We start from the raw sequence: 19,128 nt of genomic DNA on the forward strand, positions 1-19,128 counted from the left end.
ATCTCATCCTTCGAGCAGATTGCTTTTCTGCAGCGGCTTTACCGCAACCAACTGCCTTTCCAGGTCGAACATCAGAGACTGGTGAAGGATGTGATGATCAACGAAGCAGGCCCTAACTGGATACTGCGCGCCAAAACGGGCTGGACCGGAACAATCGGTTGGTGGGTGGGTTGGGTGGAGTGGCCCAGCGGCCCCGTCTTCTTCGCCCTGAATATGGACACTCCGAACAGGCTCGGCGACCTAGCCAAACGCCAGAGCATTGCGCGCAAGGTTCTGCGCTCCATTAACGCGCTACCTACTGCGCCATAGATTCCGACTCCGGAGGCGCAAGCCCACCAGAGTTGCGTCTAGAAGAGAGCTTGCGGACTTTCTAGCCTCCGCTCGCGAGGTCCAAAGGACGCTAGGGCAAACACTGGAGAGGCCTTGGGAAGGTCGGGGCCTGGCCGAATGCTGCCAGTTGGCTCAAGCAAGCTTCCCCAAAAAATCGATGCAGGTGTTCAGTTGACGTGGAATGCGCACCAAGTGCGATTCACATAAAGAAAGCGCCGACCTTGCCGCCGGTGCTTGGATTTTGAGGCGTTGCCTACCAGCCCCAGACCAGGCTTTTGGCCACCCAGCCGCTTTGGCCGTTGTCGCGTTGCACCTGGACCCAGCCGCCCTGTTTTTTCAGCGTCCGCAGCAGCTCGTGCTGCTCGAGCCGGCCCACGCGGCCATGCTTCGGACCGGGGCCGGAGCGCAGATTCGCGGAACGCGCGGTCACCATCATATGCGGGGCCTTGCCGGTCAGCGGCGCGTGGACCCAGCCCAGCGTGGCCTCATGGTCCTTGACGCGCAGCCACTGCCCCTGGCGCTGGGTGATCTGCAGCGGATAGCCCCGGCTCAGCTCCCATAAGGTGGCGGAGCGGGTGCTGGGCTTCTCGCGCACGTTCACGCTTTTGCCCTTGATGCTGACGAATTCCCGGGCCTGAGCGACGGCTGGCAGCAGGCTGGTGCTGAGTGCGCCCAGCGCGATCAAGGCGGAGGTGGCGGCTTTGGTTGCGGCGTTACGGATCCAGTGGGCTGTGCGGCGTTGGTTGCAAGGCACGGGGCAGATTCTCCTTTTCTTGGCTTAAAACAGGCTGTAACCCTTATCGGACTTGCGTAGCTAGCTATGGTTCCTGTAGAAAGCTGACAGGGGCTGAACACCAGGCAGCCCGCAAAGGAATGCCATGACCCAGCCACCGAGCGCTTTATTGACCGCCTTGGCCGCAGCGGCCCTGCTGACGGCCTGCCAGAGCGGTGCGTCCGCTAATTTTTCGGCCGCAACGCCTGCCGTCCCGGCAGCTGCAACAGCCGTGGACCAGCAGACGCCGGGCCGGCAACTGCTGGCCGCCGCCGCACAGGGCGATGCCGTTGCCGTGCGCAATCTGCTGGCCGGCAACGCGCCTGTCGATGTGCAGGACGCCCAGGGCAATACCCCGCTGCTGCTGGCCACGGCGGCCAACCATATCGAGGTGGCACGGTCGCTGCTGCTGCATGGGGCCAGCCCCAACATCCAGAACCAGATGCAGGACAGCGCCTATCTGCTGGCCGGTGCCCAGGGCCGGCTGGAGATTGTGCGCATGACCATCTCCTATGGGGCAGACCTCAAGAGCACCAACCGCTATGGCGGCACGGCCCTGATTCCGGCCTGCGAGCGCGGCCATGTGGAAACGGCCCAGGCGCTGATCGCCGCCGGCGTGGATGTGAACCATGTCAACCGGCTGGGCTGGACCTGCTTGATGGAGGCCGTGGTGCTCAGCGACGGCGGGCCTCGTCATCAGTCCATCATCAAGGCCTTGATTGAAGCCAGGGCCGATCTGAATCTGCCCGACAAGAATGGAGTGACGGCGCTGGCCCATGCACGCCAGCGCGGGCAGGTGGCCGTGGTGCAGCTGTTGCAGGCCGCCGGCGCACGCTAGCAGACCTGCCGAAAGCGCTTGCCGGCTAAACGCTGGCGGCTACGGCCGCAGAATTCAAGCGCGTGCCGCGACGGCGCGCTGCTGCAGATTGCGTGTGGCGGCCGCCACCACAAAGGTCAGCACCAGGGTGGGCAGGGCCGCGCCCATGGAGCTGTTCAGCAGCGGCAGCAGGTGGTAGCAGGCGATGCCCAGCAGCCAGAGGGCAACGGCATCCCAGCGCACGGCGGGAGCGTTGTGCATCAGCTCCTGCGCGTTGCCGCCAAAGGCCAGCCGCCCCAGCATCACGCCGAACAGCGGCACAAAGCAGGAACTGAGCAGCAGCAGAAAAGGCTCGAGGCTGTGCATGGGCAGCACCAGCGCCAGCGCCGTGCACAGCGCGGCAATCAGCAGGCCCCAGCGCCGTATGCTCCAGGCCGGCAGCATGCTGTGGGCCGAGATGGCGGCCGAATAGGCGTCGCCATAGGCATTGTCCACTTCGTCGATCAGGACCAGGGATAGCGCGATCAGGCCGCCCTGGGCCAGCAGCAGGGCCGTGACCAGATCTTCGCTGGGCAGGGTCAATGCCACCAGCATGCCCAGTGCATAGCACCAGATATTGGCGACGGCAAAGCCGGTCCAGGTGGCGGTGAGCGCAGCCTTGCCGCTCTTGCCGTGGCGTGCGTAGTCGGCGACCAGCGGCAGCCAGCTGATAGGCATGGCGATCACCAGATCCATGGCCGAGAGCATGCTCAGGCTGCCGTCGCCCTGGCGGCTCGCCAGCGTGGCCAGACCCTGGGCGCCGGCCATGGCCAGAAACTGCCAGCTCAGCCACAGCAGGGACAGCACCACCAGCGGCAGCGCGATGCGCGAGACCAGGCGGCGCACCAGGGTGACCATGGAGCCGCTGATCAGCAGCAGGATGATGCCGCCCCAGAACAGCGTGGCCAGCCAGGGCCAGTAGGCTGCGGCCATGGCACCGCTCTGGCGGCCCAGGGCCACGCTAGCGTCGCGCATCACGACCAGCTCGAAGCTGCCCCAGCCCAGCAGCTGGACGATGTTGAGCACGATGGGCAGGCGCGCGAAGCGGCGGCCGTAGACGCCGTGCATGAGTCCGGCACTCGACAGGCCGCTGTCGCAGCCGAGCTTGGCGACCCAGCCCAGCAGGCCCGCACCCACCAGCGAGCCCAGGGCGATGGCCGCCAGCGCCTGGGTGGGGCTGAGCGCGGGCAGCAGATAGGCACCCATCTGCATGACCAGCAGGCCCACGCCCAGGCTGAACCACAGCGAAGCATGGTCGTGCCAGGCAAAGACGCGGTCGCGCGCGGCAACCGGGGCCAGGGCCTGGTTGGCAGGTTTGGAAGAGGATGAGGTCATGAATGCTGATGGGGTGGAGGTGGCGGCGGTTGGGGCGGGCTGTCCGCCCGGGCAAGGCCTGGCCGATTAAAGCATCTTGTGGCTCGCTTAGGCGGCGTCTGCCGAGGGGGCCGGCCAGGGCGGGCGGCAGGGCCGGGATCTCCGAAGGGGTGGGAGAGCTTTCGCCGCAGCGGCGGCCAGCGGGGATGGGGGGCCGGACGCTAGTTTCGGGTAAATACCTTGTTGGGTGTCGCTGAGCTTACATATAAATTGATCAAGCTACAAATTGACACGTTGGCGCAGGGTCTGGGTCTTGATTTGCTATCAGGAGGCGTACGGAATGGATCGCTTGAAAATCTCCACCCGGCTGGCGCTCGCATTCATGGCCATGATGGCCTTGATGCTGGTGCTGGGAGCCGTGGCACTTCTAGGATCGGCCGCACAGCGTGCGGCGCTCACCGAGATCACCCAGAGCCAGATCCCCATCATCCGGGTCCTGAACAATGTGACGGATGGCGTCAACGAGCAGGTGATCCAGTTCCGCAATCTGGCACTGTTTAACACGCAGAAGATCCAGACTTCCGCGCGTGCCGGCATCCAGAAGGCCCGCGCCCAGGTCCTGGCCGAGATCGAATCGCTGCAGCAGCTGATGCACACGGGTGACGGCAAGGCCCTGCTGGAAGAGCTGAAGCAGCGGCGGATGGCTTTTCTCAAGCTCGGCGATGAATATCTGGCGCTGCTTGACCAAGGACGCAAAGATGAAGCCCTGGCAATGCTGGAGAACCGCTTGCGTCCCACCCAGCTCGAATATCAGCGGGTCATCAGCGACATGCTGAGCCACCAGACGCGGATCTCCGAAGCCGCCAGCCAGCAGGCCGAGGCCGCTGCGGAGACCTTGTGGCACGAGGTATGGGTCGCGAGCGCGATCGCGGTGGCGCTGGCGATTTTCCTGGCCGTCGCGATCACCCGTTCGATCACCCGGCCGCTGGCTCAAGCCATGGTCGCTGCCGACCGGATCGCGGGCGGTGACCTGAGCGGCCAGATTGACGTGAGGTCCAAGGATGAGGTGGGCCAGCTATTGGGCGCGATGCAGCGCATGCAGCAAAGCCTGGTCACGACGGTGACCATGGTGAGGCGCAATGCCCAGGGCGTGGCCTCTGCCAGTGCCCAGATCGCCGCGGGCAACCATGATCTGTCGGGCCGCACGGAGGAGCAGGCCAGTGCGCTGGAGCAAACCGCGGCCTCCATGGAACAGCTGGGGGCCACCGTCAAGCAGAATGCCGACAACGCGCGTCAGGCCAATCAGATGGCGCTGAGCGCATCCTCGGTCGCGGCCCAGGGCGGCGAAGTGGTCGCCGAAGTGGTGGCGACCATGAAAAGCATCGATGAAAGCAGCAGCCGGATCGCCGACATCATCGGCGTGATCGACAGCATCGCCTTCCAGACCAATATCCTGGCCTTGAACGCGGCCGTGGAAGCCGCGCGGGCCGGCGAGCAGGGCCGGGGGTTTGCGGTAGTGGCGAGCGAGGTGCGGGCCCTGGCCCAGCGCAGTGCGGATGCGGCCAAGGAGATCAAGCAGCTCATCGCGACCAGCGCCCAACGGGTGGGGCAAGGGTCGCAGCTCGTGGGTCAGGCCGGCGGGACCATGAGCAATGTGGTCGCAGCCATTCGCCAGGTGACCGACATCATGGGCGAGATCAGTGCCGCCAGCCATGAGCAGAGCTCTGGCATGGCGCAGATCGGCGAGGCCGTGACGCAGATGGACCAGACCACGCAGCAAAATGCCGCGCTGGTGGAGGAAATGGCCGCTGCGGCCAGCAGTCTGAGCCATCAGGCCCAGTCGCTGGTGGAGGCCGTGGCGGCCTTCAAGCTGTCCGAACACGAGCCGGCCGGCCATGCCGCGGCTGTGATGTCCGCCGTCGGCAGGAGCAAACCGGCCGCAAGGCCGGCCTTCGGGGCCGCGGCAAGCGCCAGGCCTGCCGGTCGGCGCGGTCCCTCTGCCATCGCAGGAAAGCCTCAGCCTGCGGCGCAGGCTGATGGTGCCTGGGAGAGTTTCTGACCGGTCGGCCGGTTGAGAAGCCGGCCGCCTAGTCCCGATCGGGCGCGCCCAGCGGGAAGAGGTGGCGATAAGGGCGGGCCTCGTCCACGGCGCGCGCCACCGAGGGGCGGGACAGCAGTCTGGCCCTGTATGCAGCCAGCTTGGGCAGGTGCTCGCCGATAGGGTGTACCCAGTCGGCATAGAACAGCGCCGGCGCGGCCGCGCAATCGGCGATGGTGAATCGGCCGCCGCTCGCCCACGGCCCCGCAGGCAGGCGCTTCTCCAGCCAGAGGTAGCAGCGCTCGATCACGCCATGCGCATATTCCACGCCCGTGGGATCCCGGTCCGCCGGCGTGCGCAGGGCATTGCCGACGATGCGCTGCACCTGTAAATGCACATAGTCGTCGAAAACCTCGGTCAGCATGCGCGCCTCCAGCGCTTCATGCCTGTCCAGCGGCACCATGGGCTCGCCGCGGCCGTGAAACAGGTCGAAATACTCTATGACCGCATTGCTCTCGACGATCTCCCTGTCGCCATCGACCACGGCGGGGAACTGCCCCGTGGGCGTCAGCGTGCCGATGCGGGCCAGGTTCTCGGGATGATCGGGGCCCAGCATCCGGAACTCGAAGGCCACATCGCGCTCGTAGGCTGCGATCAGCGCTTTCCAGGTGAAGGACGACAGGGGGTGACCGTAGAGTGCAGGCGTCATGGATCGCTCCGGTGGCTGGCGGGACGCTGGCCATCATACTCAGGGCGTGCCGCCCTGTCTGCGAGAAATTCGGGCCGTGGCAGTCGCTAGCCGAAAAGCCAAGCCATGGCCCGGGCTCGTACCGAAGCCGAGAATCCCGCGGAGCAAAAAAAAGCCCGCACAAGGCGGGCCGGGTGATGGTCTGACCAGCGCTTTGCAGTGCTGGTGTTAGATCATGTTACTGGATTTTTGCGCTCTTGCGCAGCTGATCCTGGAATTGCTGCAGCTTTTGCTGTTGCAACTGTTGCACGATCTGGGGCTTGACATCTTCGAATTTTGGCAATTCGGCCTGGCGCTCGTCGTCCAGGCGGATGATGTGCCAGCCGAATTGGCTCTTGACGGGGGTGTCCGTCATCTCGCCCTTCTTCAGCTTGACCAGGGCTTCGGTGAACTCGGGCACGTAGTTGTTGGGGTTGGCCCAGTCCAGATCGCCGCCGCGGGCACCCGATCCGGGGTCCTTGGATTCCTTTTGGGCGATGTCTTCAAACTTCTTGCCGCCCTTGATTTCGGCAATGATGGCCTTGGCGCGGTCTTCGGACTCGACCAGGATGTGGCTGGCCTTGTATTCCTTGCCGCCGTTGGCCGCCACGAACTTGTCGTATTCGGCCTTGGCTTCGGCATCGGTCACGGCGTTCTTCTTCTGGAAGTCCTCGAACAGCGCGCGGATCAGCACGGTCTGGCGTGCCAGTTCCATCTGCTGCTTGTAGGCGTCGGTGGCTGCCAGGCCGCGGCGGTTGGCTTCCTGCATGAAGACTTCGCGGGCGATGACTTCGTCCTTGATCATCTTGTCCATCTCGGGCGTGACGGGCTGGCCGCTGGCTTCGATCTGTGCCTTCAGAGCGTTCACGCGGGCCGTGGGCACGGCCTTGCCGTTGACGATGGCCACATTCTGTGCCGAAGCGGACAGGGCTGCAGCGCCCAGGACGGCGGCGGCCACCAGACGGGCCAATTGCTTTTGATTCATGCTCATTCGAATAGAGATTGAGAAAGGTGAATTAGATTTCTTCCCATACGCAACAGGCTCCGTGAAGACGGAGCCTGAAGTCATAGAACTTCAATGGCGATGGCATGAACACCTTGGTCAATGAAGTCATGCAACGCATCATACACAAGGCGGTGGCGCGCTACACGGGTTTTTCCGTCAAAGCCGGCGCAGGCAATGCGGATGCGGAAATGGGTGCCCACGCCGCTGTCGTTGGCGCCGGCATGGCCTGCATGCTTGTAGCTTTCGTCCAGCACTTCGAGCTGGGTGGGAGCCAGGCGCTCGCGCAGCGCGGCGGTCATGGCTTCGGCAGTGATGGCGAGACTCATGGCTGCTTGCCCTCCGAGTCTGCGGGCCGTTCTTCCTGGGGCAGGTAGCGGCTCATATAGATGGCCTGGGCAATCACGAACACCACCATCAGTCCCATGCCGCCGAACAGCTTGAAGTTGACCCAGCTGTCGGTGTCGAAGTGGTAGGCCACCCAGAGGTTGAGTGCGCCCATGAGGGCAAAGAAGGCCGTCCAGGCCCAGTTGAGCTTGAGCCAGATGGCGTCCGGCAGCTGCAGCTGCGCGCCCATGACCGAGCGCAGCAGGTTTTTGCCAAAGCCCAGCTGGCCGATCAGCAGCGCGCCGCCCATGAGCCAGTACAGCACCGTGGGCTTCCATTTGATGAAGCTGTCGTTGTGCGCGAGCAGGGTGGCGCCGCCAAACAGCACGATCACGCCCAGGCTCACCCATTGCATGGGCTCGACCTTGCCGTGCTTGAAGCGCAGATAGGCGATCTGCGCGATGGTGGCGACGATGGCCACGGCCGTGGCGGCATAAATGCCCCAGACCTTGAAGGCCACGAAAAACAGAATGATGGGGAAAAAATCAAGCAGCAGCTTCATGCGTGGAACAGTTGTGGATTCCATGACCTGCGTGCCGCACATGCGGGTGCAGGCCCAAAGACCGCATCATGCACCAAAGCGCTGCCCCTACAGAGGGCAAAGCCTTGTGCTGCGGACGGGATCAGCTATCAAAGAAAGCAGCAATACCGGCCCGGGCCGGGCAAGACCGTTGAAATCCGCTTCGGCCTTGTGCCGGCCTGCAGCGCCAGCCCTTATTCCTGAGGCTGGAAATCCAGCGAGGCCGAATTTATGCAATAGCGCAGGCCGGTATCGCTGGGGCCGTCGGGAAAGACATGGCCCAGGTGGGCGCCGCAATTGCTGCACACGGTTTCGGTGCGCACCATGCCGTGACTGCGGTCCACGATTTCGGTGATGGCACCGGGCACGGCCTGGTCGAAGCTGGGCCAGCCGCAGCCCGCATCGAACTTGGCGCTCGAGTCGAACAGCTTGCTGCCGCAGCAGATGCAGTGGTAGCTGCCATCGGCCCAGAACCGCTCGTACTTGCCGGTAAACGGGCGCTCGGTGGCCGCATGGCGCGTGACCTGAAAGGCCGCGGGCTCGGCCCCCTTGTCCTGCAGCAGGGCTTGCCATTCTGGATCGGATTTCTGGACGGGAAAGCTCATGATGAACAGCTGATTTCGATGGAGGAAGCCCAGTCGGGCGGGAGTCCGGCCCAGTCGGCGTGGTCCGGGTGCGGGTCATAAGGCGCTTGCAGCACGGCCAGCATCTGCTGCACCGGCGCGAAGTCGCCTGCCTGGGCGGCGCGGATCACGGTCTCGCCCAGATGGTTGCGCAGCACGAAGCGCGGATTGGATTTTTGCATCAGATCGACCGCCTGTGCTTTATCCACTTGCGCCAGCTGCTCCGAATAGGTGAGCGACCAGGCATCGAAGGCGGCGCGGTCGAGAATGATGTCGCGCAGCGGCTCGAAATCGGGCCGGGCTTCCTTGGCCTGTGCCACCGCATCGGTCAGGCGCGTGAAGAAGATGGTGTAGTCGACCCGGTTGTCGGCCAGCAGCTGCAGCAGCGGGTTGACCAGCAGCGCAAAGCGGCCTTGCGTGGGCTCCGTGTCCGGCGCATTGGCGGGCAGGCCCAGCTTGGCCAGCATCTGCGCTGCATAGGCGGCGGGAAACACGCTCTTGTAGGACTCCAGGGCCGCAATCGTCAGCTCCTCGTCGCCGATCAGCGGCAGCAGGGCCTGACCCAGGCAGTACAGATTCCAGTAGGCAATCTGCGGCTGGCGGTTGAAGGCATAGCGGCCCTGGCTGTCGCTGTGGTTGCAGATATGGCCGGGGTCGAAGGCGTCGAGAAACTGGAACGGGCCATAGTCTATGGTCAGGCCCAGAATGCTCATATTGTCGGTATTCATCACGCCGTGGCAAAAGCCCACGGCCTGCCACTGGGCCAGCAGCCGCGCCGTGCGCTCGCTCACGGCCTGCAGGAAATTGGCATAGGCATTGCCGGCCAGGGCCTCGGCGCTGCGGCATTCCGGATAGTGCTGATCGATGACCAGGTCGGCCAGGGTCCTGAGCTCGGCCTGCATGTCCCGGGCCGCAAAGTGCTCGAAGTGGCCGAAGCGGATAAAGCTCTCGGCCACGCGGGTCACGACGGCCGCGGTTTCCAGGCTCTCGCGCGCCACGGGCAGGGGCGAGCCTATGAGCGCCAGGGCGCGCGTGGTGGGTATGCCCAGCGCCGCCATGGCCTCGCTGCAGAGGAATTCGCGGATCGAGGAGCGCAGCACGGCGCGGCCGTCGCCCATGCGCGAGTAGGGGGTGCGCCCGGCGCCCTTGAGCTGGACCTCGTGCCCCTGTTCCGTCTCACCGAGCAGAATGGCGCGCCCGTCGCCGAGCTGCCCGGCCCAGACGCCGAACTGGTGGCCGCTGTAGACGCTGGCCAGGGGCTGGCTGCCCGCGGCCACGGCATTGCCGGAGAGCACCTGCAGCGCCTCGTCGCTGGCCAGCCAGTCGCGGCTCAGCTGCATCCAGCGGGCCGTGCTGGTACTGGTCGCGACCCAGTGCGGTGCAGGCACGGGCGCGGGTTGCAAGGAGGTGAAAAAAGCCGGGCCCAGGGCTTCCAGACGGCCGGGCTTGCGCCATTGCGGGGCAAAGGATTCGCTCATGCTGGCATTGTGCTTGAGCTGCGGCGGGGCCGGGGGCAGCAGGGTTGTTGCCAGGGTCCCTGGAGGCGGAGGCGGGTGCGCCCGGCCTAGGTCTTTCCCTGATTGTGGGGCTCTGGTCCAAAGGAGGGAGGCTCAAAAAGGTCGCCGCGATTACGCATTGGTGACAGTCCTCAGATACCGATGCCGGCGTCCGGGCTAGGATGCTGCGCGACTACCACAATGATTATTGAGGAGACATGCCAATGTTGGGTCTGATGCAAAGCCAGCCGCTGCTGATTTCGTCCCTGATCGAATTTGCCGCACGCCATCACAGGGACGCAGAGATCGTCTCGCGTCGTGTGGAGGGCGATATCCATCGCTATACCTACAAGGATCTGGCCGGCCGCGCACGCCAGCTGGCCAATGCGCTGGACGCCATGGGGCTGCAGCCCGGGGATCGCGTGGCCAGCCTGGCCTGGAACGGCTATCGCCATATGGAGATGTACTTCGGCGTCAGCGGCTCCGGGCGGGTGCTGCATACCGTCAACCCGCGCCTGCATCCCGAGCAGATCGCCTGGATCATCAACCATGCCGAAGACCGGGCGCTGTGCTTCGACCTGAGCTTTTTGCCCATCATCCAGGCGGTGCATGCCAAGTGCCCCCTGGTCAAGCAATGGGTGGCGCTGTGCGATGCCGACAAGCTGCCCGCGGACAGCGGCATTCCCGGCCTGGTTAGCTACGAGGCCTGGATAGGCTCCCATTCCGACCAATACCAGTGGCCGCAGTTCGACGAGAACACGGCGTCCAGCATGTGCTACACCAGCGGCACCACGGGCAACCCCAAGGCCGCGCTCTACAGCCACCGCTCGAGCACCTTGCATGCCTATGCCGCGGCGCTGCCCGATGTGATGTGCTTGTCGGCCCGGGACTCGGTGCTGCCCGTGGTGCCCATGTTCCACGTCAATGCCTGGGGCATTCCGTACTCGGCGGCTCTCACGGGCTGCAAGCTGGTCTTTCCGGGACCGGCGCTGGACGGCAAATCCGTCTACGAGCTCATGGAAGCCGAGGGCGTGACCTTTGCGGCCGGCGTGCCCACCGTGTGGCAGATGCTGCTGAGCCACATGAAGCCCGCGGGCCTGCGTTTTTCCACGCTCAAGCGCACGGTGATCGGTGGCTCGGCCTGCCCGCCCGCGATGCTGAACACCTTCCAGGATGAATACGGCGTGAGCGTGTTGCACGCCTGGGGCATGACCGAGATGAGCCCGCTGGGCACGCTGTGCTCGCTCAAGAACAAGCATCTGGAAATGCCCAAGGATGAGCAGATGAAGATCCTGCAAAAGCAGGGCCGTGCCATCTACGGCGTGGAAATGAAGATTGTCGGCGACGACGGCCAGGAGCAGCCCTGGGATGGCAAGAGCTTTGGCGATCTGCTGGTGCGCGGCCCCTGGATCATAGACAGCTATTACAAGGGCAGCGCCAGCCCCCTGATCCAGGGCGACGACGGCCATGGCTGGTTCCCCACGGGCGATGTGGCCACCATCGATGCCGACGGCTATATGCAGATCACCGACCGCAGCAAGGACGTGATCAAGTCCGGCGGGGAGTGGATCAGCTCCATCGATATCGAGAACATCGCCATGGCCCATCCGGCCGTGGCCATGGCTGCCTGCATAGGCATGCCGCATCCGAAATGGGATGAGCGCCCGATTGTGGCCGTGACCAGGAAGCCCGGTGCCGAACTCAGCCGCGAGGAACTGCTGCAGTTCTACGAGGGCAAGGCCGCCAAGTGGCAGGTGCCCGATGACGTGGTGTTCGTGGAGTCCATCCCATTGGGCGCCACGGGCAAGATGCTCAAGACCAAGCTGCGCGAGAGCCTCAAGGACTACAAGCTGCCTACGGCCTGATCGGTGGCCCGCGGCCATTGTCGCCGGACGCTGGCCGCTTTGCGCCTGCCGGCCCGGCCCGCCATGCGGGTCCGGCCGGCTTTGTGCGTTGGATCTTGGATGCTATCGGCGCTGCGTCCTTGGTGAGAAAGTGCATGTTGCTATATTTTCTATAGCCTTCGTGGGCGGGAGAGTGCATAGTCGCAAAGGTGATATCGGCTAGGGCAATCACCAAGCGGTGACGCAGAGCTTGCACCTTAGTCTGGGCGTCCCTCATAACTAGCAACGGAGACGCTCTATGAAGTTTGCAATCAAGGCTTTGACGGCATCGGTGGTCCTGGCTTGTGCGGGTGGCGCGATGGCGCAAAAAGGGGAGACCGTCAAGATCGCCTGGATAGACCCGCTCTCGGGCCTGATGGCGGCCCTGGGCTCCAACCAGCTCAAAAGCCTGCAGTACACGGCCGAAGAGATCAACAAGAGCAATACCTCCGGAGTCAAGTTCGAGATCATCGGCATAGACAACAAGCTCAGCCCGCAGGAGACCACGGCCGCGCTGCGCTCGGCCATGGACCAGGGCGTGCGCTATGTGTTCCAGGGCAATGGCTCGGGCCCGGCGCTGGCCATCATGGATGCGCTGGAAAAGCACAACGCGCGCAACAAGGGCAAGGAGGTGGTGTTCCTCAACTATGCGGCCGTGGACCCGGATCTGACCAACAGCAAGTGCAGCTACTGGCATTTCCGTCTCGATGCCGATACCTCGATGAAGATGGAGGCGCTGACCACCTATATGAAGGACGTTCCGGAGATCAAGAAGGTCTATCTGATCAACCAGAACTACTCCCATGGCCAGCAGGTGTCCAAGTACGCCAAGGACATGCTCAAGCGCAAGCGTCCCGATGTGGAAATCGTGGGCGACGACTTCTCGCCGCTGGCCCAGGTGCGCGACTTTGCGCCCTACGTGGCCAAGATCAAGCAGTCGGGCGCCGACACGGTGATCACCGGCAACTGGGGCTCGGACCTGGCTTTGCTGGTCAAGGCCGCCAATGATGCGGGCCTGAACAACGTCAAGTTCTACACCTATTACGGCATTGCCACGGGCGCCCCCACGGCCATGGGCGCGGCCGCCGCGGGCAAGGTCTATATGGTGGGCTACGGCCATCTGAACATGCCCGGCACCATGGAGAAAATCGTCAAGGGCTTCAAGGCCAAGGTCAACGACGATATGTACACCGGCACCGTGTACACGGGCCTGAACATGCTGGACCAGGCGTTCGCCCGGGCCAAGAGCACCGACCCCGTCAAGGTTGCTGCGACCATGGAAGGCATGAAGTTCCAGAACTACAACGGCGAGGTCGAGATGCGCAAGACCGATCACCAGCTGCAGCAGGGCCTGTACATCACGCGCTGGGAAAAAGCCGGCGGCAAATATCCCATGGACTCCGAGAACACCGGCTACACCTTTGTGCCGGTCAAGTACTTCGAGCCCTATGTGGCCAGCACCCCCACCAGCTGCCAGATGAAGCGCCCGTCCTGAGTCCGGGCCGGAGCATCCGCAGGGCGCCTTGAGGGCGCCCTTTTCATGCGGCATCTGCGCCGCATCGGCTTTCAAGTTCCGGCATGTGTCTCCCAGGCGTCCGCAAACAGCGCTTATCTGCGGCCGCAGTCGCCTGGGCGATAGTTACTAAGGCTTTCCCCAGCGGGAAAAAGTCTACCAGCCGGTAGATTGGCAGCGCGGCAATATCAAAAATGATGAAAGGAGACAAGCATGAAATGGGTTATGCGCGCAGCGGCTGTTTCGGCTATGGCGGTTGGAGCCGGCGCTGCCTGGGGGCAGAAGGGCGAGACCGTGAAGATCGCCTGGATCGACCCCTTGTCCGGCCTGATGGCGGCCGTGGGAACCAACCAGCTCAAGACCTTTCAATTGCTGGCCGAGGAATTCAACCGGAAAAACGCTTCGGGCGTGAAGTTCGAGATCGTGGCGCTGGACAACAAGCTCAGTCCCCAGGAGACCACGGCCGTGCTGCGCTCGGCCATGGACCAGGGCGTGCGCTATGTGGCGCAGGGCAATGGCTCGGGACCGGCGCTGGCCATCATGGATGCGCTGGAAAAGCACAACAACCGCAACAAGGGCAAGGAGGTGGTGTTCCTCAACTATGCGGCCGTGGATCCGGACCTGACCAACAGCAAATGCAGCTACTGGCATTTCCGCCTCGATGCCGATACCTCGATGAAGATGGAGGCGCTGACCACCTTCATGAAGGACGAGGCCGATGTCAAAAAGGTCTACCTGATCAACCAGAACTACGGCCATGGTCAGCAGGTGTCCAAGTACGCCAAGGACATGCTCAAGAAGAAGCGCCCCGACGTGCAGATCGTGGGCGACGATTTCTCCCCGCTGGCCCAGGTGCGCGATTTCGCGCCCTATATCGCCAAGATCAAGCAGTCGGGCGCCGATACGGTGATCACCGGCAACTGGGGCTCGGACCTGTCGCTGCTGCTCAAGGCCGCCAATGACTCGGGCCTGAACAGCGTCAAGTTCTATACCTATTACGCTTTCGGCGCGGGCGCTCCCACGGCCATGGGCGCGAACTCCGACGGCAGGGTCTATGTGGTGGGCTACGGGCACTACAACATGGGCGCGCCCATCCAGCCCGTGATGGATGGCTTCAAGAAGAAATTCCACGACGATCTCACGCAAAGCTCCATCTACCATGTGTTTGCGCTGCTGGATGCGGCTTTTGTGAAGACCGGCTCCACCGATCCGGTCAAGGTCGCGGCCACGCTGGAAGGCATGCGGCTCAAGAGCTTCAACGGCGAGGTGGAGATGCGCAAGACCGATCACCAGCTGCAGCAGGGGCTGTACATCACCAGGTGGCAGAAAGCCGGCGGCAAGTACCCGTATGACGCCGAAAATACCGGCTACACCTTTGCTCCCGTGAAGTACTACGAGCCCTATGTAGCCAGCACTCCCACCAGTTGCCAGATGAAGCGTCCGTCCTGAGTCCGGCCAGCTTTTCCTTCTCGCGCTGCGGCCTGCGCCGCCAAAACACGCCCTACAGGCGCGGTCCGCAGCGGTTCCCTTTGACGTATCTGAGAGCAAGGCAACTCGATGACGCCGGAATTTTTCACCATATCGCTGCTCAATGGCGTGAGCTACGGACTGCTGCTGTTCATGCTCAGCTCGGGCCTGACGCTGATCTTCAGCATGATGGGCGTTCTGAACTTCGCCCATACCAGCTTCTATATGCTGGGTGCTTATTTCGCCTACACGCTCAGCGGCATCCTGGGCTTCTGGCCCGCGCTGTTCATCTGTCCCGTGCTGGTCGGGGTGCTGGGCGCGCTTTTCGAGCGCTACAGCCTGCGCCGTGTGCACAAATACGGCCATGTGCCGGAGCTGCTCGTGACCTTCGGCCTGTCCTATCTGGTGCTGGAGGTGGTGCAGCTGGTCTGGGGCCGCGGCACCGTGCCCTATGGCCTGCCGCCCGCGCTGCAGGGACCGCTGTTCACGCTCTACGGCACGCAGTTCCCCAGGTCGCGCTCCTTCGTGATGCTGGTGGCCCTGCTGATGCTGGTCGCCGTGTGGCTGCTGCTGACCCGCACGCGCATCGGCCTGGTGATCCAGGCCGCGCTCAAGAACCCCGAGATGGTGGAGGCCCTGGGCCACAACGTGCCGCGCGTGTTCATGATGGTGTTCGGCGGCGGCTGCGCGCTGGCGGGCCTGGCAGGCGTGATCGGCGGCAACACCTACGTGACCGAGCCCGCCATGGCCGCATCCGTGGGCTCCATCATCTTCGTGGTGGTGGTGGTCGGCGGCATGGGCTCGCTGGCCGGCGCCTTCGTGGCCTCGCTGCTGATAGGCGTGGTGCAGACCTTTGCGGTGGCGCTCGACTGGTCGCTGGCCGGGCTCTTCACCTCCATGGGCCACCAGGTCAATGAATCCAGCTTCGGCTGGCCGGTGCTGCGGCTCACCCTGTCCCAGGTGGCGCCGATTCTGCCCTATCTGTTTCTGGTGCTGATCCTGATTTTCCGCCCCAAGGGCCTGCTGGGTACGAGAGGGGATTGAGCCATGTCTTCGATTGCAAAACCGACCATGAATTCTTCTTCGGCTGCCCAGGGCCAGGAACAGGCGCATTACCGCTTCCGGCCCATGAACATCGGCCGCATCGTGATCTGGAGCCTGTTTGCGCTGGCGCTGATCGTGGCGCCGCTGGTGTTCACCAGCTCGCTGGCGCTGACCATGCTCAGCCAGATCGGCTATCTGATCATCATCTGCCTGTCCTACAACATTCTGCTGGGGCAGGGCGGCATGCTGAGCTTCGGCCATGCGGTCTATACCGGTCTGGGTTCTTTTCTCGCCATCCACGCGATGAACAAGGCCGGCTCCGGCGAGTTGCCGATTCCGCTGGTGCTGATCCCGATTGTGGGCGGTCTCGCAGGCCTGTTCTTTGCGGCCCTGTTCGGCTATGTGACGACCAAGAAGTCGGGCACGACCTTCGCGATGATCACCATGGGCCTGGGCGAGCTGGTGGCGTCGATGGCGCTGATGTTTCCCGAGTTCTTCGGCGGCGAGGGCGGCATCACCACGGACCGGGTCTACAGCAAGTTCTTCGGCCTGGACTTCGGCTCGGGTCTGCAGGTGTACTACCTGATCGCCGCCTACTGCTTTGTCTGCACGGCCGCCATGTTCGCCTTCACGGGCACGCCGCTGGGCCGCATGCTCAACGCCGTGCGCGACAACCCCGAGCGCGTGGAGTTCGTGGGCTACAACACCCAGCGCGTGCGCTACTTCGCCTTCATCATCTCGGGCTTTTTCGCGGGCATAGGCGGCGGCCTGGCGGCCATCAACTTCGAGATCATCACGGCCATGGACAGCGTGAGCGTGGTGCGCTCCGGCGGCTATCTGCTGTTCACCTTCCTGGGCGGCGCGACCTTCTTCTTCGGCCCCATCATCGGCGCCGTGCTGCTGGTGCTGGCCTCGGTGCTGCTGTCCGAGCTGACCAAGGCCTGGCTGCTGTACCTGGGCCTGGTCTTTCTGCTCATGGTCATGTATGCGCCGGGCGGCGTGGCCAGCCTGATCATGATGAATCTGCGCGTGGCCAAGTTCGGGCATTTCAAGCGCCTGCTCATGCCGTATCTGTGGCTGCTGGCTGCGAGCTGCGTGACGGTGCTGGGCGCGGCCGCGCTGATCGAGATGATCTACCACCTGCAGCTCAATGCTGCGCTGGGCTCCAAGGTGGCGTTCCTGGGAGCGGAGCTGGACACCAGTGCCGCCGCGACCTGGACCCTGGCCATGGTGGTGTTCGTGGTCGGGCTGGGGCTGCTGGAAGTGGGGCGGCGCATGACCGCACGCCGCTGGGGCCAGGCGCAGGAAGCGATTGAAGAGAGCATCAAGAAAGCGGAGGGCTGAGCCATGTCCAGCATTGCCATTCATCAACCGGGCGAGCCGGGGGCGCAGTCCTATGCGCTGGAGCTGCGGGACCTGCGCAAGAACTTCGGCAAGACCGAGATCATCCGCGGCGCGCAGCTGGCCGTGAAAGCGGGCGAGCGCGTTGCCATCATCGGCCCCAACGGCGCGGGCAAGAGCACGCTGTTCAATCTGATCAGCGGCCGCTTCGAGCCCAGCGGCGGCGAGGTGCTGCTGCACGGCCAGCGCATCGACGGCAAAAAGCCCTTCGAGATCAACCGCCTGGGTCTGTCGCGCAGCTTCCAGATCACCAATATCTTTCCCAAGCTCTCGGTGTTCGAGAACCTGCGCTGCAGCGTGCTCTGGAGCCTGGGCTACCGCTACAGTTTCTGGCGCTTTCTGGCCAATCTGCACGACGCCAACCAGCGCGCCAACGAGCTCATGGAGATGATAGGCCTGCAGCGCAAGCGCGACACCCTGGCCGTGAACCTGACCTATGCCGAGCAGCGCGCACTGGAGATAGGCATCACCATAGGCGGCGGCGCCAGCGTGATCCTGCTCGACGAACCCACGGCGGGCATGAGCAACAGCGAGACCGCGCACTTCATCCAGCTCATCAAGAAGGTCACCGAAGGCAAGACGCTGCTGACCGTGGAGCACGACATGGGCGTGGTGTTCGGGCTGGCCGACAAGATCGCAGTCGTCGTCTACGGCGAGGTGATCGCTTTCGACACCCCCGAAGCCGTGCGCGCCAACCCGCGCGTGCAGGAGGCCTATCTGGGCTCGTCCGTGGCGGAGCAACAAGCTGGAGTGCATTGAATGGGGTCACCCCCTGGGTCGCTGCGCGCCTTCCCCCCCTCTCTCTCGCTGCGCGGGTGGGGCGCCAGTTTCAGGCGCCATGGGTGGTGTTCAAAGCGATAGCAATCAAACAGGATATGCGATGCTGAAGATTAGTAATTTGCATGCCTACTACGGCAAAAGCCATGTGCTGCATGGCGTGGACTTCGCCATCAACCCCGGCGAGATCGTGGCCCTGCTGGGGCGCAACGGCTCGGGGCGTTCGACCACGGCCAAGGCCATCATGGGCCTGGTGCATTGGGAGGGGGCACTGGACTGGAAGGGCCAGAACCTGCATGGCAAGAAGGCCTACGAGGTCGCCCATCTGGGCATAGGCTATGTGCCCGAAAGCCGCGAGGTATTTCCCAATCTGACGGTGCACCAGAACCTGCTGCTGGGCCAGAAGGGCAATGGCAAGGGCAGCCGCTGGGGCTTTGACGATATGTATGCGATGTTCCCGCGCCTCAAGGAGCGCCAGCACACCGAGGCGGGCGTGATGTCGGGCGGCGAGCAGCAGATGCTCACGCTTTGCCGCACGCTGATGGGCGACCCGGACCTGATCATCATCGACGAACCCACGGAAGGCCTTGCGCCCAAGATCGTGGAGCTGGTGGGCGAGTACCTGAAGAAGATCAAGGAGCGCGGCGTGTCCGTGCTGCTGATCGAGCAAAAGCTCACCATTGCCATGAACATCTCCGACCGGGCCCTGGTCATGGGCCACGGCCATATCGTGTTTGACGGCACGCCAGACGGCCTGCGCGCCAATGAAAAAGTTCGCAAGGAGTGGCTGGAGGTGTGAAGTTGCCCCCCGGAGCGGCTGTGCCGCTTCCCCTTCTCTGCTGTGCGGAGGGGGAGGACGCCCTCGCTGCGGGGCGGCCCTGGCTCGGCGTCCCTGACCGGGGCTACGTCGGTTTTGCGGCTCAGGGGGTGTCCCGTTCAGGACAAACGCCAGTGGCGCATTGCAGCAAAGTTTCTAC

18 protein-coding genes are annotated in these 19,128 nt (G+C 63.9%); 10 read left to right on the top strand and 8 right to left on the bottom strand.

Annotated elements, in window-relative coordinates:
* A partial coding sequence (locus AB6724_RS19885; RefSeq protein WP_369340277.1) for a penicillin-binding transpeptidase domain-containing protein occupies positions 1-309 on the top strand: 309 nt, incomplete at its 5' end.
* Between the two features lie 274 nt (positions 310-583).
* Here the strand turns inward: AB6724_RS19885 and AB6724_RS19890 are convergent.
* Positions 584-1,084, bottom strand: coding sequence for an SH3 domain-containing protein (locus AB6724_RS19890; RefSeq protein ID WP_369340278.1), 501 nt, complete (start codon positions 1,082-1,084; stop codon positions 584-586).
* Positions 1,085-1,208: 124 nt separating this feature from the next.
* Here AB6724_RS19890 and AB6724_RS19895 point away from each other — a divergent pair, with 124 nt between their 5' ends.
* Positions 1,209-1,940, top strand: a complete 732-nt coding sequence (locus AB6724_RS19895) for an ankyrin repeat domain-containing protein (protein ID WP_369340279.1) — start codon at positions 1,209-1,211, stop codon at positions 1,938-1,940.
* 54 nt (positions 1,941-1,994) lie between these two features.
* On the opposite strand, the gene AB6724_RS19900 is transcribed toward AB6724_RS19895, so the two are convergent.
* Positions 1,995-3,293, bottom strand: coding sequence for a purine-cytosine permease family protein (locus AB6724_RS19900; RefSeq protein WP_369340280.1), 1,299 nt, complete (start codon positions 3,291-3,293; stop codon positions 1,995-1,997).
* A gap of 319 nt (positions 3,294-3,612) precedes the next feature.
* Here AB6724_RS19900 and AB6724_RS19905 point away from each other — a divergent pair, with 319 nt between their 5' ends.
* Complete coding sequence (locus AB6724_RS19905; protein ID WP_369340281.1) at positions 3,613-5,331, top strand: methyl-accepting chemotaxis protein; 1,719 nt, start codon at positions 3,613-3,615, stop codon at positions 5,329-5,331.
* A 28-nt stretch (positions 5,332-5,359) separates the two neighbouring features.
* On the opposite strand, the gene AB6724_RS19910 is transcribed toward AB6724_RS19905, so the two are convergent.
* From AB6724_RS19910 to AB6724_RS19935, 6 genes are all read right to left on the bottom strand, one after another.
* Entirely contained in the window at positions 5,360-6,019 is a 660-nt protein-coding gene (locus AB6724_RS19910; protein WP_369340282.1) for a glutathione S-transferase family protein, read from the bottom strand.
* Positions 6,020-6,236: 217 nt separating this feature from the next.
* A complete protein-coding gene (locus AB6724_RS19915) occupies positions 6,237-7,028 on the bottom strand; it encodes a peptidylprolyl isomerase (RefSeq protein ID WP_439329901.1) in 792 nt (263 codons plus the stop codon).
* 74 nt (positions 7,029-7,102) lie between these two features.
* Positions 7,103-7,369: a BolA family protein gene (locus AB6724_RS19920; RefSeq protein WP_369340284.1), complete on the bottom strand. Its 267-nt coding sequence runs from the start codon at positions 7,367-7,369 to the stop codon at positions 7,103-7,105.
* The gene (locus AB6724_RS19925; protein WP_369340311.1) at positions 7,366-7,929 is read right to left on the bottom strand and encodes a septation protein A; all 564 of its coding nucleotides are present in this window, start codon (positions 7,927-7,929) and stop codon (positions 7,366-7,368) included. The genes AB6724_RS19920 and AB6724_RS19925 overlap by 4 nt, the downstream gene beginning before the upstream one ends.
* Positions 7,930-8,141: 212 nt before the next feature.
* Positions 8,142-8,552: a peptide-methionine (R)-S-oxide reductase MsrB gene (gene msrB / locus AB6724_RS19930; protein ID WP_369340285.1), complete on the bottom strand. Its 411-nt coding sequence runs from the start codon at positions 8,550-8,552 to the stop codon at positions 8,142-8,144.
* Positions 8,549-10,048, bottom strand: coding sequence for a protein adenylyltransferase SelO (locus tag AB6724_RS19935; RefSeq protein ID WP_369340286.1), 1,500 nt, complete (start codon positions 10,046-10,048; stop codon positions 8,549-8,551). Before AB6724_RS19935 ends, msrB begins: the two co-directional genes overlap by 4 nt.
* Before the next feature lie 242 nt (positions 10,049-10,290).
* On the opposite strand from AB6724_RS19935, the gene AB6724_RS19940 reads away from it, so the two are divergent.
* The 7 genes from AB6724_RS19940 (at position 10,291) to AB6724_RS19970 (ending at position 18,950) form a co-directional block, all read left to right on the top strand.
* Positions 10,291-11,931, top strand: a complete 1,641-nt coding sequence (locus AB6724_RS19940) for a 3-(methylthio)propionyl-CoA ligase (protein WP_369340287.1) — start codon at positions 10,291-10,293, stop codon at positions 11,929-11,931.
* A 277-nt stretch (positions 11,932-12,208) separates the two neighbouring features.
* Positions 12,209-13,444, top strand: a complete 1,236-nt coding sequence (locus AB6724_RS19945) for a branched-chain amino acid ABC transporter substrate-binding protein (RefSeq protein WP_369340288.1) — start codon at positions 12,209-12,211, stop codon at positions 13,442-13,444.
* 231 nt (positions 13,445-13,675) lie between these two features.
* On the top strand, positions 13,676-14,911 hold the full coding sequence (locus AB6724_RS19950) for a branched-chain amino acid ABC transporter substrate-binding protein (protein ID WP_369340289.1): 1,236 nt from the start codon (positions 13,676-13,678) through the stop codon (positions 14,909-14,911).
* A 108-nt stretch (positions 14,912-15,019) separates the two neighbouring features.
* A complete protein-coding gene (locus AB6724_RS19955) occupies positions 15,020-15,973 on the top strand; it encodes a branched-chain amino acid ABC transporter permease (RefSeq protein WP_369340290.1) in 954 nt (317 codons plus the stop codon).
* Positions 15,974-15,976: 3 nt separating this feature from the next.
* On the top strand, positions 15,977-17,317 hold the full coding sequence (locus tag AB6724_RS19960; RefSeq protein WP_369340291.1) for a branched-chain amino acid ABC transporter permease: 1,341 nt from the start codon (positions 15,977-15,979) through the stop codon (positions 17,315-17,317).
* 3 nt (positions 17,318-17,320) lie between these two features.
* Entirely contained in the window at positions 17,321-18,133 is an 813-nt protein-coding gene (locus AB6724_RS19965) for an ABC transporter ATP-binding protein (protein ID WP_369340292.1), read from the top strand.
* A 121-nt stretch (positions 18,134-18,254) separates the two neighbouring features.
* Positions 18,255-18,950, top strand: a complete 696-nt coding sequence (locus tag AB6724_RS19970; RefSeq protein ID WP_369340293.1) for an ABC transporter ATP-binding protein — start codon at positions 18,255-18,257, stop codon at positions 18,948-18,950.
* Positions 18,951-19,128: the final 178 nt, after the last annotated feature.

Source organism: Comamonas guangdongensis, from assembly GCF_041079535.1.
Classification (GTDB): domain Bacteria; phylum Pseudomonadota; class Gammaproteobacteria; order Burkholderiales; family Burkholderiaceae_C; genus Comamonas; species Comamonas guangdongensis.